The 14,715-nt window shown below is 75.6% G+C and carries 15 protein-coding genes; 5 read left to right on the top strand and 10 right to left on the bottom strand.

The genetic code is table 11. The annotated features are described in order from the left end of the window. The first annotated feature begins 197 nt into the window (after nt 1-197). A complete protein-coding gene (locus ACWENR_RS25005; RefSeq protein ID WP_452279402.1) occupies nt 198-1,538 on the top strand; it encodes a PrsW family intramembrane metalloprotease in 1,341 nt (446 codons plus the stop codon). A 71-nt stretch (nt 1,539-1,609) separates the two neighbouring features. Here the strand turns inward: ACWENR_RS25005 and ACWENR_RS25000 are convergent, their stop codons facing one another. From ACWENR_RS25000 to ACWENR_RS24955, 10 genes are all read right to left on the bottom strand, one after another. Further along, a complete protein-coding gene (locus ACWENR_RS25000; protein ID WP_452279401.1) occupies nt 1,610-2,335 on the bottom strand; it encodes a hypothetical protein in 726 nt (241 codons plus the stop codon). A 288-nt stretch (nt 2,336-2,623) separates the two neighbouring features. Next, nucleotides 2,624-3,559 (bottom strand): ATP-binding cassette domain-containing protein, encoded by a 936-nt coding sequence (locus ACWENR_RS24995; protein WP_452279400.1) that lies wholly within the window; start codon nt 3,557-3,559, stop codon nt 2,624-2,626. After that, entirely contained in the window at nt 3,556-4,608 is a 1,053-nt protein-coding gene (locus ACWENR_RS24990) for an ABC transporter ATP-binding protein (protein ID WP_452279399.1), read from the bottom strand. Before ACWENR_RS24990 ends, ACWENR_RS24995 begins: the two co-directional genes overlap by 4 nt. Next, entirely contained in the window at nt 4,605-5,474 is an 870-nt protein-coding gene (locus ACWENR_RS24985) for an ABC transporter permease (RefSeq protein WP_452279398.1), read from the bottom strand. The genes ACWENR_RS24990 and ACWENR_RS24985 overlap by 4 nt, the downstream gene beginning before the upstream one ends. Further along, entirely contained in the window at nt 5,467-6,513 is a 1,047-nt protein-coding gene (locus tag ACWENR_RS24980; protein ID WP_452279397.1) for an ABC transporter permease, read from the bottom strand. The genes ACWENR_RS24985 and ACWENR_RS24980 overlap by 8 nt, the downstream gene beginning before the upstream one ends. Continuing rightward, a complete protein-coding gene (locus tag ACWENR_RS24975; RefSeq protein WP_452279396.1) occupies nt 6,483-8,075 on the bottom strand; it encodes an ABC transporter substrate-binding protein in 1,593 nt (530 codons plus the stop codon). Before ACWENR_RS24975 ends, ACWENR_RS24980 begins: the two co-directional genes overlap by 31 nt. Before the next feature lie 304 nt (nt 8,076-8,379). Continuing rightward, nucleotides 8,380-9,138 carry an SRPBCC family protein gene (locus ACWENR_RS24970; protein ID WP_452279395.1) on the bottom strand — a complete coding sequence of 253 codons (759 nt, stop codon included), beginning with the start codon at nt 9,136-9,138 and terminating at the stop codon, nt 8,380-8,382. Between the two features lies 1 nt (nt 9,139). Beyond that, nucleotides 9,140-9,781: an ArsR/SmtB family transcription factor gene (locus ACWENR_RS24965; RefSeq protein ID WP_452279394.1), complete on the bottom strand. Its 642-nt coding sequence runs from the start codon at nt 9,779-9,781 to the stop codon at nt 9,140-9,142. 126 nt (nt 9,782-9,907) lie between these two features. Further along, nucleotides 9,908-11,209 (bottom strand): hypothetical protein, encoded by a 1,302-nt coding sequence (locus ACWENR_RS24960; RefSeq protein ID WP_452279393.1) that lies wholly within the window; start codon nt 11,207-11,209, stop codon nt 9,908-9,910. A gap of 117 nt (nt 11,210-11,326) precedes the next feature. Continuing rightward, on the bottom strand, nt 11,327-11,734 hold the full coding sequence (locus ACWENR_RS24955) for a four-helix bundle copper-binding protein (RefSeq protein ID WP_452279392.1): 408 nt from the start codon (nt 11,732-11,734) through the stop codon (nt 11,327-11,329). A 158-nt stretch (nt 11,735-11,892) separates the two neighbouring features. On the opposite strand from ACWENR_RS24955, the gene yidD reads away from it, so the two are divergent. The 4 genes from yidD to ACWENR_RS24935 all read left to right on the top strand — a co-directional run bounded on the left by yidD (nt 11,893) and on the right by ACWENR_RS24935 (nt 14,646). After that, nucleotides 11,893-12,285 (top strand): membrane protein insertion efficiency factor YidD, encoded by a 393-nt coding sequence (yidD, locus tag ACWENR_RS24950; protein ID WP_452279391.1) that lies wholly within the window; start codon nt 11,893-11,895, stop codon nt 12,283-12,285. 48 nt (nt 12,286-12,333) lie between these two features. Next, complete coding sequence (locus ACWENR_RS24945; RefSeq protein WP_452279390.1) at nt 12,334-12,789, top strand: ATP-binding protein; 456 nt, start codon at nt 12,334-12,336, stop codon at nt 12,787-12,789. A 64-nt stretch (nt 12,790-12,853) separates the two neighbouring features. After that, entirely contained in the window at nt 12,854-13,687 is an 834-nt protein-coding gene (locus tag ACWENR_RS24940; RefSeq protein WP_452279389.1) for an MEDS domain-containing protein, read from the top strand. Further along, entirely contained in the window at nt 13,684-14,646 is a 963-nt protein-coding gene (locus tag ACWENR_RS24935) for an anti-sigma factor RsbA family regulatory protein (protein ID WP_452279388.1), read from the top strand. Before ACWENR_RS24940 ends, ACWENR_RS24935 begins: the two co-directional genes overlap by 4 nt. Nucleotides 14,647-14,715: the final 69 nt, after the last annotated feature.

Here is a 14,715-nt window from a genome sequence, read left to right as displayed (position 1 = left end):
ACGAGTCCGCCGGGCGCCCGGAGGCGTCGGCCGGGCACCCGGATGCGTCCGCCGGGCCGACCCCGGGCGAAGCGCCCACGCCCGCGCCCACGGCGACGGTAACGGAGGCGGGGGCGGGGGCGGGGGCGGGGGCGGGGGCGGCGGGGGCGGGGGCGGCGGGGGCGGGGGCGGGGGCGGGGGCGGCGGGGGCGGGGGCGATGGCGACCGCGGGGGCGCCCGGGGCGTACCGGCTCGATCGCCTCGGAGCCGTCGTCGCGATCGGCGGGGCCCTGCTGGCGCTGATCGCCGCCGCGGCACTTGTCGCCGTGATCCGCGATGACGACGACGAGCTGCGGATCTTCGGCGCGATGAACCTCGTGGGCTTCGGCATCACCCTGCTGGCCGCGAGCGTGGCCGTCGTCGTCGTGGTGGCCGTCGCCACGCGGAGCAACTCCCGGCGCACCCGCTACGTGGCCTGCGCCGTCGGCGCCGGGCTGGTGTTCGCCGTACCGGCGGTCCTGATGGCGCTCAGCGCGCTCCTGTCGGTCGCCGTGGCCTGGCGGGGCGCGCTGCTGAGCGTCCCCACGACCGTCTTCGCGCTCTGGACGTTCCGCCGCATGCAGCGCAACCGCAGGCCACCGTGGTGGCTGGTCCTGGCGGCCTTCGCCTGGGGGCTCTTCGTCGCCTCGTACTTCGCCCACATGGTCGAGGTCATGCTGCACACCGTCATCACGGCGGAGGTGCCGCCGGGCACCGCGACGATCATCGCTCACTCGGCCGCCGCCGCGTTCCCGGAGGAACTCGTCAAGGGCGCCGGCGTCGCCGCGATCGTGCTGCTGGCCTGGCGACGGATCGACGGCATGCTCGGCGGCATCGTCGTCGGCGCCTGCGTCGGCCTCGGCTTCCAGTTCGCCGAGTCGATGTCCTACATGACGCAGGACTTCGACGTCGTGCTCTACCAGCACTGGTATCGGCAGGTCACCGGGCTGTTGGTCAGCCATGCCACGTACACGGGGATCATCGGCGCCGGGGTGGGACTGGCCACGCAGCTCAGCAGCTGGCCACGGCGGGTGACGTGCGCCGCCAGCGGCTTCGCCTTCGCCGTCGCCGCCCATCTGGTCTGGGACATCTGCGCGATGGGCCACTTCTACTGGGAGTCGGACGATCCGATGATCCAGTTGTTCGTCGCGCAGCCGGTCAACCTGATCGTGCTGAAGGGCCCGTCCTTCGCCGTCCTGCTCTTCCTCGTCGTCCTGGCGCTACGCCACGAGACCGGGTCGCTGCACCGGCAACTGCGGGCCGAGGCGGCCAGCCGGTCGGACGCGGTCACCCCGGCCGAGGTTCCGGTGCTCGTCGACCCACCGCGACGGTTCCTGCTGCGGCTCCACACGCTGCTGTGGGAGAGCCCCGCGGCGTACCGGCGGATGAAACGCCTGCACGCGGCGCAGCTCGACCTGGCGTTCGCCCGTTGGCGGCGCGAGCGGGGTGAGCCACAGCCGCCGGCGGCCGAAGAGGCCCTGCGGCAGCAGATCCACCAGCTCAAGGCCGAGGCGGCCTGAGCAGGCAGACCTCGGCCGACCGGCCCTCGCCGCCGGCGGGGGCGGAGTTGCCCGGTCGCCGTGGCGGCCGATCAGTACTTCATGACGCAGTAGACGACGGTGGGGTTCGTGAAGCGGTACCAGCGGTTCCACCGCTTCTCCCGCGTGCACTGCCTGTCGTCCTTGGCACCGGGAACTATGTCGATGACCCAGACCGTGCCGGGCGCCTCGCACTTCACGGCACCGACGATCCAACCCTTCTTCGGGATCTTGTAGCAGTAGTTGCGCACCAGGTGCAGCTCAAGACAGAGGCGATAGCCGTCCTCGGTGATGTAGGGCGAATCCGGGTCGGCACACTGCCCTCTGGAGTAGTCGACTGACAGCACGCGATAGGTGCCCCGGGTGCCGTTGCAGTTGCCGATTCCCAGGAAGTCCCCCTGCTCGTTGACGACGATGCACTGCCCGATCCTGGCCGGCGGATCCGGGACGGTCTCCGTGGTCTCCGGCGGGTCGACCGGCGACGAGGTGGAACCGTCGGGCGACGAGGTGGAACCGTCGGGCGACGGCGTCTCCGTCGGTGTCGGATCGGTCGAATAGTCGTCGGCGCTGGCCACCTCGGCCACGTCCCCGCGATCGGAGAACGCGACGACCCCGCCCACGACGGCGCACGCACCGCAGAGACACAGCATCAGCACCGCGGCGACCACCCCGACGATGATCGCCGTCTTACGCTGGGGCGTGGCCGGTGTCTGGAGACCGGCGCTCTGCGCGGCCGCACCAGCGGAGTCGGGCGCATCCGGCCGAGGCGGCACCGTCATGCGGCGATTGTGCCAAAGACCGTCGACGGTTGTCACCGCCCGTGACCGACCTTTTTGGACATACGCCCGCGACGGCAGGCCGGCTCCGCTACCGGCCCGGGCATCGCGGCCGCGCCCGGGCTGCGGGGTCGGCGCCAGGCGAGGGCGCCCGCGCCACCAGGGCGATTCAGGCGGGCGGCCCGACACGGCGGCGATTCAGCCGGGCGGCCCGCCACTGCGGCGGTTCAGGGTGGGCGGACCGCCACTGCGGCGGTTCAGGCGGGCGGACCGCCACGGCGCGCGGCCGGTTCAGGCGGGTGGGGCCGGCAGGTCGACGACGCGGGTGGCCCAGCGGGCCATCAGGGCCGGGTCGTGCGTGATGAGCAGGACCCCGGCGCCGTGCTCGCGCTGGTAGTCGGTGATGACGGCCGCGAGGTGGGCCTGGGTGGAGGCGTCGAGCATGGCGGTGGCCTCGTCGCAGAGCAGGTAGGCCGGCCGGTGCACGAGCGCCCGGGCGAGGCAGGCCCGTTGCAGCTGCCCGTCGCTGACCGCGTGCGGGCGGCGGGCGAGCAGGTCCGGGGTGAGGCCGACGAGGTCGGCCAGCTCCGCCGCGCGGGCCCGCGCCTGCTCCGCCGGCACGCCGGTGGCGCGGAGCGGTTCGGCGACGATGTCGGCGAGACTGAGCCGTGGATCGGTGGCGGCCCGGGGAGACTGGAACAGGATCGCGACCCGCGTACGGACGGCGGCCGGCAGCCGGTGGCGGACGCCGGCGACCGGGCGCCCGTCGAGGGAGACGTGCCCCGCGTCGGGGGCGTGCAGCAGGGCGAGGACGCGGGCCAGGGTCGACTTCCCGCTGCCCGAGGGCCCGTGCAGCCCGACCGTCTCCCCGGGGCCGACGTGCAGGTCGACGCGGTCGAGGACGCGCTGCCGGCCGTAGGAGACGGTGACCTGGTGGGCGGCGAGGGCGGCACCGGTCGGGCTCGGGGCGGTGCCCGCGCCGCCGGTGGCGCCCGACACGGCGCCCGCGCGGTCGGTGGGGCTCGGCGCGGCACCCGGGCGATCGGTGGTGCCCGACACGGCCCCCGCGCCGGTGGGGCTCGACGCGGCACCCGGGCGATCGGTGGTGCCCGACACGGCCCCCGCGCCGGTGGGGCTCGACGCGGCACCCGGGCGATCGGTGGTGCCCGACACGGCACCCGCGCCGGTGGGGCTCGGCGCGGCGCCCGCGCGGTCGGTGGCGGTCATGCCGGCGCTCCGATCGGCAGCGGGTGGTGGCAGGCGACCTGGCCTGGCCCGTCCGTGCCCGGAGGGGGCGGCGTGCGGCAGACGTCGGTGGCGCGGTCGCAGCGCGGGGCGAAGGCGCAGCCGGCGGGCAGGTCGGTGAGCATCGGCGGGTGCCCGGGCACGGGGCGGAACGCCCGCTCCGGCAGCGCGTCGAGCAGGCCGGCGGTGTAGGGGTGGGCGGGCGCGTCGAACAGCGCCCCGGTGGGCCGCCGCTCCACGATCCGGCTGGCGTACATCACGGCGACGGTGTCGGCGACCCGGCGGGCGGCTGCCAGGTCGTGGGTGATGAGCAGGACGGCGGAGCCGGCGTCGCAGCGGCGGCGCAGCAGGTCGAGGGTGTGGTCGACCAGGGGCCGGTCGAGGCCGGTGGTGGGCTCGTCGGCGAGCAGCAGCGGCGGGTCGGGGGCGAGCGCCAGGGCGGTGGCGAGGCGTTGCGCCATGCCGCCGGACAACTCGTGGGGAAAGCGGTCGAGGTCGGCGGGGTCGAGGCCGACGTCGGCGGCGAGCCGCTCGGCGACCGTGGCCGCGTCCCGCCGGGCGTGCCCGTGCGCGCGCAGGGTCTCCACCAGCAGCCGCCGGCCGGTGCGTACGGGGGTCAGCGCGGTGGCGGGACTCTGCGGCACCAGCCCGACGGCGCGACCCCGTACGGTGCGGGCGAGCCGGCGCTCGGTGCAGCCGACGAGGTCGATCTGGTCCCCGCCGGGCGGACGCAGCCAGGCGTGGCCCGAGACGGTGGCGTTGCCGGGGAGCAGGCCGAGCAGGGCGTGGGCGAGCACCGACTTGCCGCAGCCGGACTCCCCCACCACGGCCAGGAGCTCGCCCGGGTGGACGGTCAGGCGCAGGTCGGTGACCGCGTGCACCACGGCGTCGCGCAGTTGGAAGCGGACGGTGAGCCCGTCGACCTCCAGCAGGGCGGGGCGTGGGTCGACGGCGACGCGATCGGCGCCGGCAACGGTGGTGGCAGCGGCAGCCCTGGCGGTGGCGGAGCGACGGTCGCGGGTGGTGGTCACAGGTTCAGCTCCGCTCGTACGCGCGGGTCGAGGCGGTCGCGCCACCGGCCGGTGAGGACGGCCAGGGCCAGGGTGACGACGACGAGGAGCAGGCCGGGGACAAGGCTGGCCCACCAGGCGCCGGTGAGCAGGGACCGCTGGCCGTCGTTGATCATGTTGCCGATCGAGGCCAGGTGCGGGGGCAGGCCGAGGCCGAGGAAGGACAGCGCGGTCTCGTGCCAGACGGCGTGCGGCACCATCAGCGTGGTGGCCAGGGCCAGCCGGGGCAGCACGTGCGGAAGCAGGTGCCGGGTCAGCACCCGGGTGCGGCTGGCGCCGCCGGCCACCGCGGCGTCGACGAACGGCCGGGTGCGCAGGCTGAGCAGCTCGGAGCGGACGATGCGGGCGGTGGAGAGCCAGTGCGTCAGCCCGATCGACACGATCACCGCGCTCAGGCTGGGCCGCAGCATCGCGACGATGAAGATGCCCAGCAGCAGGTGCGGCAGTGCCGCGATCGTGTCGACCGTCCGCATCAGCACCCGGTCGACCCAGCCGCCGAGGGCGCCGGCGACCGCACCGACGAGGCCGCCGATCACGGTGGCCACCAGCGCGGCGACCGCCCCGACGAGCAGCGAGACGCGCAGGCCGTAGAGGCTGCGGTGGGCGACGTCGCGGCCCAGGTCGTCGGTGCCGGCCGGGTGCGCCCAGGACGGTGCGAGCCGGGTACGCGCCAGGTCCACCGCGCTCTCGTCGAGCGGCCAGAGGACGGGGGCGAGGAGGCAGGCCAGGCCCGCGCCGACCAGCACGGTCCAGGCGACGGCGGCACCGGCACGACCCGTACGCGGCTTCGACCGCCGGAGCCGGGCGGTCAGGGCGAGGTCAGTCATCGAGGCGTACCCGTGGATCGGCGGCGGCGTAGGCGAGGTCGGTGGTCAGGTTCGCGGCCAGCACCACGACGGTGGTGGCCAGGGTCGTGGCCGCCAGCAGCGGGAAGTCGCTGCCCAGCGCGGCCTGGACGGTGACCGCGCCGAGGCCCGGTAGGGAGAACACGGTCTCCACCAGGACGGCGCCGCCGATGAGTTCGGGCAGGTGGGTGCCGACGAGGGTGAGGAACGGCAGCAGCGCGGTACGCAGGGCGTGGCCGAACAGGACGGTGCGGCCGGGCAGGCCCCGGGCCCGGGCGGCGAGGACGTGGTCGTCGCGGAGGCTCTCGGCGACGGCGTCCCGGATGAACAGCACGAACCACGGCAGCTGCGCGACCGCCAGCACGCCCACCGGGAGGACGAGGTGCCGGGCCACGTCGACGGGGTCGGTGCCGGTGGCGGTGACGTCGGTCAGGCCGCCGGCCGGCAGCCAGCCGAGGGTGAGGGCGAACAGGGCGATCGCGGCCAGCCCGATCCAGAACACCGGCATCGACTGCACGGCGTACGCGGCGGCGCGCAGCGCCCGGTCGAACCAGCCGCCCCGCCGGTACGCGGCGAGCGTGCCCAGCAGCAGGCTCGCCACGAGGACGAGGGCGAGGGCGGCGCCGACGAGCAGCAGGGTCCAGCCGGCCCGGGCGGCGAGCACGGAGGTGACCGGCTCGTGGCGGCTGGTGGACCAGCCCAGGTCGCCCTGGAGCAGGTTGCCCACCCACCGCAGGTACTGCACCGGCAGCGGGTCGTCGACGCCCCAGTTGGCCCGGATCTGCGCCAGGTTCTCCTCGCTGGTGGTGAAGGCCGCCGCGCCCGCGTACTGGTGGGCGGGGTCGATCGGCGAGGCCGCGCCGAGGGCGAACATGCCGACGCTGGTGGCGGCGAGGATCGGCACGGCCACCAGCAGCCGGCGACGGACCACCGCCCCGGCTCCCGCCAGCCGTCGGCGGCGGGCGGCAGGGGCGGTCGGGGCGGGCGCGGTCACTTCCGGGTCCAGGTGTGGATGTTCCACCAGAGGCTGTTGGCCACGTCGTGCTCGTGCGGCTCCACGCGCGGCGTCACCCCGGCGACCCCGTCCCTGACCACGTAGGTGTGCTGGAGGTAGGTGAGGAACACCCACGGCAGGTCGGTGGCGAGCTGCTTCTGGAAGGTGGCGTACGCCGCCTTGCGGGTGGCCGGGTCGGCGTTGTCCCGGCCGGCCCGCAACGCCTCGTCCGCGACGGGCGAACGGTAGAAGCCGGGGTTGAAGAAGCCCTGGCCGGCGAAGGCGGAGCCGAACAGCTTGTAGGTGACGAAGTCCGGGTCGTACGGCGTGCCGTAGCCCATGACCACCGCGTCGCTCTTCATCCGGGGGGTGATCGCGTCCCAGGTCAGCCCCTCGGGAGTGATCTTGATGCCGACCTTCCTGGCGTCGGCGGTCACCGCGAGGGCGAGCTCCTTGCGCAGGCTGTCGGTCGCCGGGTACATCAGCGCGAACGCGGCCGGCCGGCCGTCCTTCACGCGGATGCCGTCAGGGCCGGGCCGCCAGCCGGCGGCGTCGAGGGCGGCGGTCGCGGCGGCCGGGTCGGCGGCGGGCCTGCCGACGATCGACGGCTCGGCGAACTCCGACGTGGGCGGGACCGGCCCGAACGCCGGCTCGCCCGCCCCGCCGAGCAGACCGTCGACCATGGCGGCCCGGTCCACCGCCGCGTTCAGCGCCCGCCGTACCGCCGGGTCGCCGGTCACCGGGTTGCCCATCGGCAGCATCACGCCCCGGTAGTCGGCGGTGGGCACCCGCTGCACGCGGTAGCCGCCCAGCCCGTCGAAGCCCGCGGCGAGCTTGGGCGCCAGCTCCGCCACGTCGAACTCCCCCGCCCGCGTCCGCTGCGCGCGCACGTTGTCGTCGGCGACGAACGCCACCACCACGCCGGAGTTGGCGGGCCGGCCGCCCCAGTACTTCTCGTTGGCCGCGAGGACGAGCCGGTCGCCCGGGGTCCAGGACGTCACCCGGTACGGGCCGGTGCCCACCGGCCTGCGGTTGAACTCCGCCTTGTTGATGTCCTGGCCGGCGAGGGCCTTCGCCGGGACGACGCCCAGCGCCAGCCGCTGGAGGAACGGGGCGTAGGCGTAGCGCAGCGTGAAGACCACGGTCGACGGGTCCGGCGCGGCGACCGAGGCGAGCATGTCCAGGTCCGAGCGGAGCGTGGAGTCGACCTTCGGGTCCAGCACCGCCTGGTAGGTGAAGACCACGTCCTGCGCGGTCAGCGGGCTGCCGTCGTGGAACTGCACGCCGTCGCGCAGCTTCGCGGTGACGGTCCGCCCGTCCGCCGACACCGTGGGCAGTTCCCGCGCCAGCGCCGGCACCAGTTGGTTGCGCTCGTCGCGGCCGACCAGCCCGTCGAAGATGAGCGAGGCCCCGTCGACCCCGTAGTTGAGCACCGGGTTCAGCGTCTCCGGCTCCCCCGCCGTGGCCACCACGAGGGTGCCGGCGGCCCCCGCGCCCGCCGTCGAGGTGGTGGGGGACGTGCAGCCGGCCACGGCGAGGACAGCGCCGACGGCCATCGCCGCCACGCGCACGGACACGGGCGTACCCATCGCATGCTCCCGGGGTCGGTTCGTCGCACGGCCCCGACGCCTGCGACGCCGGGGTCCTACGGTGGTGGGCCGGGATCGCCGACGGTGGAGTGCGGCGGCCCTGGCCGGCGGCGGACCGGACCGGCTCCGCGCGGCGGGGCCGGCCCCGGCGCGCGGCCTGACGATCTTGATCCACCGCTAACGCAAGCATCCCGCAGTTGCCACAGATATGCAAGAAGCGCCCCGCCGGCGGGCGGGGCGGCCCCCGGTCCTCCGGGGGCCGCCCCGGCGTCCGCCGGGTCGACGGGCGCCGGGGGCGGTGGGCTCAGCCGATGGGCAGCGCCGTCGCCCACTCCTGCCAGGCCCGCTCGACCCGGGCCGGGTCCTGGTCGTCGGCGAAGAGGTGGTGGCCGAGGACCAGGGCGTCGCCCCGCTCGGCCCCGGAGTAGAGGAACCGGTAGAGGCCGTCGGCGGTGCGCACCCCGACGTACGTCGGGAGGCCGACGAGGTCGACGACGCCCTCGACCGGCGGCAGCCCGTCGACGGCGAGCCGGACCGGCTGCCCCTCGGCGACCGGGCCGGCGATGCCGAAGGCGCGCGTCACCGCCGCCCACACCGCGTCCGGCCCGCCGGCGCCGGGGCGGAACGCCGAGACCGGGGCGCCCGTCCGGCCCGGGAAGTGGGCCAGGTACGCGGCGAGCGTCCCCAGGTACATGTCCCAGCCGACCTTCATCGCCTCGTACTCGGTCTCCCAGTTGTCACCGAGCACCCCGCTCTGGACGAGCCGCAACACCGTGCTGCCCTGGTCGCGGCCCTCGATGAGGTATTCCATCGCCATGAAGGTGCCGTCCGGCCCCGGCTCGGTGCGGTCCGCGAACCGCTTCCCGGGCTCCCACGCGGTGATCGTCGCCTCCTCGACGTGGCCGGCCATCGTCAGGCGGGTCCGCCCGCCCTCGCCGGGCTCGATCTCGCTGCGACCCATGAACCAGGAGTCGAGGCCCGGGCCGGTGGCGATGGCCTCCCACACCTGCTCGGGGGTGGCGGCCAGCTCGACGTCCTTGTGCAGCTCGAAGCGGTGTCCCATGTCAGTGCCCTTCGATCGGAGTGTCGGTGTCGGTGTCGGTCTTGGTGCCGGACGAGGTCGGGGCGGGCTCGGCGCTGGGGTGCAGCGCGAGCACGACGCGGTGGTCGCGGCCGCCGGGGGCGTTCTCGTCGTGGTATCTGGCCACGAGGGTGGTGACGGCGGCGGCGAGTTCGTTGGCGAAGGCCGCGCGGTCGGCGGCGGTGGCGAAGCGGACGTCGGCGTCGACGGCGAAGGTGGCGACGCGCCGGTTCGCGCGGTCGGCGCCGGTAATGAGGGAGCCGACGTCCTGGACGAGGCGGGCGGCGAGGGCGAGCAGCCATCGCGCGGAGAGCCGGTCGGGGGCCTGGGAGGGGTCGGGGCGCACGGCGGCCAGGGCGGTCGGCGAGATGACGTACGACGCGGCGGTGGCGCGCATGACGCGTTCGGTGACGTTGCCCTTGCGGCGCTCCTCGACCAGCTCGACGAGGCCGTGCTGCTCGAGCGCGCGCAGGTGGTAGTTGACCTTCTGTCGGGGCAGGCCGACGCGGGCGGCGAGCATGGTCGCCGAGGCGGGCTCGGCGAGCGCGGCGAGCAGCCGGGCCCGGATGGGGTCCAGCGACGCCTCGGCCGCCGCCGCGTCCTCGATCACAGCGATGTCGAACATGACCCAACCCTGTCACCGACAATTGTTCCTGTCAAGACAGAAAATCTTGTCGGTGCGCGGGCGCCGGGGACGGGAGGGAACGGGGCGGGTGGCGGGGCCTGGGTCGCCGCGCAGCGAGGGCCGCGCTCAGGGACCGGTCGACGGGCAGCGGAGCCACTCGACCAGGGGCAGCGGCAGGAACTCCAGGCAGCGGCCCGCCGCAGGAGGCTCGGGTGCGGGCGACGCGGTGGCCGGCGCCGGGACGCCCTGCGCGGGTGACGCGGTGGCCGGCGCCGGTGACGCGGTGGTCGGCGCCGGGACGCCGGGCGCGGGTGAGCCGAGTGGCGGCGGGACGGGGGCCGGCGGCACGGCGGTCGGCGTCGGGTCGACCGGCGCGGCCGGCGCGTCGCCCGACGCCGGAACGACAAGTGGCGGCGCCGCCGCAGGGAGCAGCCCGCCCGGGCCGGCCACCTCCTGCCGGACGACCGGTGCCCGCACACCGGCGAGGCGGGCACGGGGAAGCGCCGTCACGCCGACGCCCGGCCCGATCGCCTCCGGCTCCCGGACGGCGGTCGGGATGCCGACCGCGCCGACGGTCGGTTCCGCCGTGGCGATGGGGGACCCGCCCGCCCGGTACCGCGGGTCGACCCGCTCCGACCCGAGGGCGCCGGCGGTCAGTGTCGCGTACGCCAGGGTGGCGACGGCGGCGGCGAGCGCCGTCCGGCGGTCGGGCCGCAGGGCGGTCGGCGGGGCCTGGGCCGGCACGACCGGTGGCGGGGGGACCGGCCGCGTCCGCCGGTGCGCGGCGAGCAGCGCGTCGAGCTGCGCGCCGACGACCGCGCGCTCGCCGGTCGCGGCGGCCAGGGCGAGCGTGAGGTAGAAGCGGAAGTTCACCGTGGCGGCGGCCGGCACCCGCAGCCCGGCGAGCCGGCCGCCGTCGGCGGTGTGCAGCAGGGTGACCGGCGCGTCGGGGTGGTGCGCGACGCCCGGCATGTCCGCGTACGCCCACTCGCGCCGTCCCGCGCGGCCGGCGAAGGCCACCCTCCGGTCGGTCACGACGGCCAGGCCGGCGTCGACCGCCCGCAGTCCCTTCGGCAGCGCTCGGCCGTCCCCCACCATCTCGGTCGCGGCCACGTCGAGGCCCGGCGCGGGCAGTCCGGGCACGTGCCGGGCGTCGGCCTCGACCAGCTCCGCCGCCGGCAGCACCCGGAACACGACCTCGTCGTCGTCGAGGTCGACCGGCAGGCCGGTACGCGGCTGCGCGTACCCGAGGAACCCGGCCGCCTCGATCCGCAGCCGGACCAGGTGGTCGTCGCGCCGGCGCCAGGCGGCGACGTCGGCGTCGTACGCGCGTGACCGCCGGCCGCTCTCCCGCTCCGCCCACCGGGCCCGCCAGCCCGGCGACGCCGCCGCCGGGCTCGTGATGTTGACGCGTGGTCGCACCGTCACGCCCGGTACAACCGCCGACGTCCGGCGCAGGACACGCACGGCGATCGATACTTCCGATTGTTCCGACTGATGAGGTTTGCCCCCGGCGGCCGGGGCACCGGCCCCGCCCCTCCCCCGTCAGCTCATCGTGGCGAGCAGCTCCCGGCAGGCCCGCTCGCAGGCGCGGCAGGCGTCGGCGCAGATCCGGCAGTGCTCGTGCTCGTCGGCGTGGCCGCCGCACTCGTCGGCGCAGGACCCGCAGGCGGTGGCGCACGCCTCCAGCAGGCTCCGGCTGATGTTCGCGTCGTAGCCGGTGTGCCGGGACAGCACCCGGGCGGTCGTCGTGCAGATGTCCGCGCAGTCCAGGTTCGTCCGCACGCATCTGGCCAGCTCGCCCACCATGTCCTCGCTCAGGCAGGCGTCGGCGCACGCCGTGCAGGCCTGGGCGCAGTCGTTCAGGGCGTCGATGACGGCGGCGAGCCGGGACCGGTCCAGATTGATCGACTTCGGGTACGCGTCGAGCATCGGCTTCGTGGTGCTGGGCACGGCACTCTCCTCTCGGTCGTTGCCCCCGCCCTACCCGCGACGGTCGCCGGCATGCCCCCGGCGCGCCCGACGACTCCCGGCGGGGGCGGTCCCGCCGACGCGAAGGCCGGCCGGGGGCGCCGGCGCCCCGGTTGCGGCGGCCGTTCATGATCGGTCGCATGTTCAGGCGCATGTGGGAGACGGCCCGCGAGAACCGGCGGCAGCAGGACCTGATGTTCAAGTCCGGGGCAGCGAGGTCCAGGAACCCGGAGGGCTGCTGCGACTGCTGCGACCTCGGCCTCTTCTCCACGCTGCTGATGCTGGGGTCGGCCACGGCCGCCGCGACCCGCGCGCCGGCGCTGGACCGGGCCGGGGTGGCGGCCATCCGGGGCTACCGCCGGTGGCTGTCGCCGCACTGGCCGGGCCGGTGCCGGTTCACGCCGACCTGCGGGGCGTACGGGCTGACGGCGGTCGAACGGCACGGCCTGGCGGTCGGTGGCCGGATGGCGGCCGAGCGGGTGCGCCGCTGCCGGCCCGGCGTGCCGCGCGGCACACACGATCCGGTGCGCTGACCGGTTCGTCCGAGCTTGAGTCGGGCGGAGATCGGGTACAACGAAGCCATGGGCCGACTCAGCAGCTCGCCACCCCCGCCGCAGGCCGTCGAGCTGCGGCGGTGGACGTTGTCCGAGGCGGGAGACCTGCGCCGGCTGCGCGCGTCCCTGCACGAGGAGCTGACCGGCGACGTCCTCGACGAGGGTGAGGCCCTGGAGGAGGTCCCCGAGCTCGTCGTCCTGATCGCCACGGAACTCGCCACGAACGCCCTGCGACACGGGATCCCGCCGACCATCGTCCGGCTGCTCGCCACCGAGGACTGCCTCATCCTCGACGTCGCCGACCACGATCTCGGCTCGCTGCCGGAGCTGACCGACGCCCAGCCCGACGGCGCCGGCGGCCGAGGCCTGCAACTCGCCCGCGCCCTCTCCCTCGACGTCGGGTGGTACGCGACCGGCGACACCAAGAACATCTGGGCGTCCTTCCCCCGCACCGCGCGGCTGAGCGGCACCCGGCCCTCCTGACCGGCGCTCGGCGGGCCGGGCCGGCATCGCGACGACCTACACTCGTAGCCATGAGGCAGTCAGCGTGATCATCAGACAGCGGCAGGTCGCGGCGCGGGATCACCTCTGCTGGTCGTACGAGGACCCGGAGTCGCTCGCCGCCGAGGCGGAGGGCTACCTGCTCGCGGGCCTGGCCGCCGGTGAACGCGTCTGGTATGTCACGCCGCACGCCGCCGACCCGGTGGTCGACCGGCTGCACGCCCTGCCCGGCTTCGCCGCGGCCGTGCGCCGGGGCGCCGCCGCCGTGATCCCGCTCTTCTCGACGTACTCGCACGGCCACGTCGTCGACCCGCCGACGCAGGTCGCCGCCTACGCGGCGGCCACCGACGAGGCGCTCGCCGCCGGGCACACCGGGCTGCGCGTGGTCGCCGAGGCCACCGAGATGGTCCGCACCCCGGCCCAGCTGGAGAGCTTCACCCGCTACGAGCACCTCGTCGACCGCTACATGCGGACCTGGCCGTTCTCGGCAATGTGCGCCTACCACCGGCGCGAGCTGGGCGATCGGGCGGTCGCCGAGCTGGCCTGCATGCACCCCGACACGAACGCCGAGGACGTGCTGTTCCGGCTGTACGCCGTGGCCCCCGACGACGGGCACGCCGCGCTGACCGGCGAGCTGGACCTGTCCAACCACGAGCTGTTCCGCACCGCCCTCGACCGCGCCGACCTGCGCCCCACCGACGGCGAGCTGGTCCTGTCGGCGACCGGGCTGCGCTTCCTGGACCACCGCGCCTTGGCCCACCTGGGCGACTACGCGCGCCGCCGCAACGCGACCGCCGTGCTGCGCACCGCCCGCCCGACCGCGGCGCGCCTGGTCGACCTGCTGGACCTGCCCGGCATCCGGGTGGAGGTCGCGCGATGAGGACCGGCGCGCCCGCCCTGCACCACGGTTACTACCACGAGGCCGTCCGGTACGACTCCGACGACGAACTGCTCGCCGTGGCGGTGCCGTTCCTGCTCGGCGGCGTCGATGCCGGCGAGCCCACCTACGTGACCCTGGGCGAGCACACCGCCGCGCTGGTCCGCGCGGCGCTGCCGGCCCGGTGCGGGGTCGAGTTCCTGCCCGGCGGCGACATGTACGCGCGGCCCGCCTCCGCGATCCGGTCCTACCGTCAGCTCCTCGCCGAGCAGGTGGCCGCCGGCGCCCGGCAGATCCGGATCATCGGCGAGGTGCCCCGGGACGCCTTCGGTGCGACCTGGGACTGGTGGGCCCGTTACGAGTCGGCGATCAACCACGCGTACGACGACTTCCCGCTGTGGAGCATGTGCGCGTACGACACCCGGGGCACGCCGCCCGAGGTGCTGGCGGACGTGGCCCGGACCCATCCCCGCTTCGCGACCGCCGACGGCCGGCACGTGCCGAGCTCGGCCTGGACGCCGCCCACGGCGTACCTGCGGGAGAACCGGGCGATCGTGCCCGATCCCCTCCAGGCGGCACCGCCGCTGATCGAGCTGGCCGACCCGACGGCGGCAGCGGCGCGGGCCGCCGTCCACCAGGCCGACCGGGGTCAGGTGCCGGCCGACGACCTGGACGATCTCGTCGTCGCGGTCAGCGAGACCGTCACGAACGCGCTGCGGCACGGCCGGCCGCCGGTCCGGCTGCGGCTCTGGTCCGGCGACGACCGCATCGTGGCGACCGTCGGCGACGGCGGCGACGGGCCGGCGGACCCGTTCTGCGGGCTGCTTCCCGCCGCCAAGGACGACACCCCGGGCGGGCTGGGCCTCTGGATCACCTACCAGTCGTGCAGCCACGTCACCTGGCACCGCGACGACGACGGTTACACGCTGCGGCTGACGGTCGGCACCCCGCCCGGCGACTGACCGGCCGGGCGGCGGCCGGTCCGTGGCGCAGCGTGTAACCGTCGTCGTCGCGGTGCCAGGTGACGTGGC

The organism is Micromonospora sp. NPDC004336 (assembly GCF_053602615.1).
Note: the sequence above shows the minus strand (reverse complement) of the source record. Positions and strands in the feature narration are given on the sequence as shown.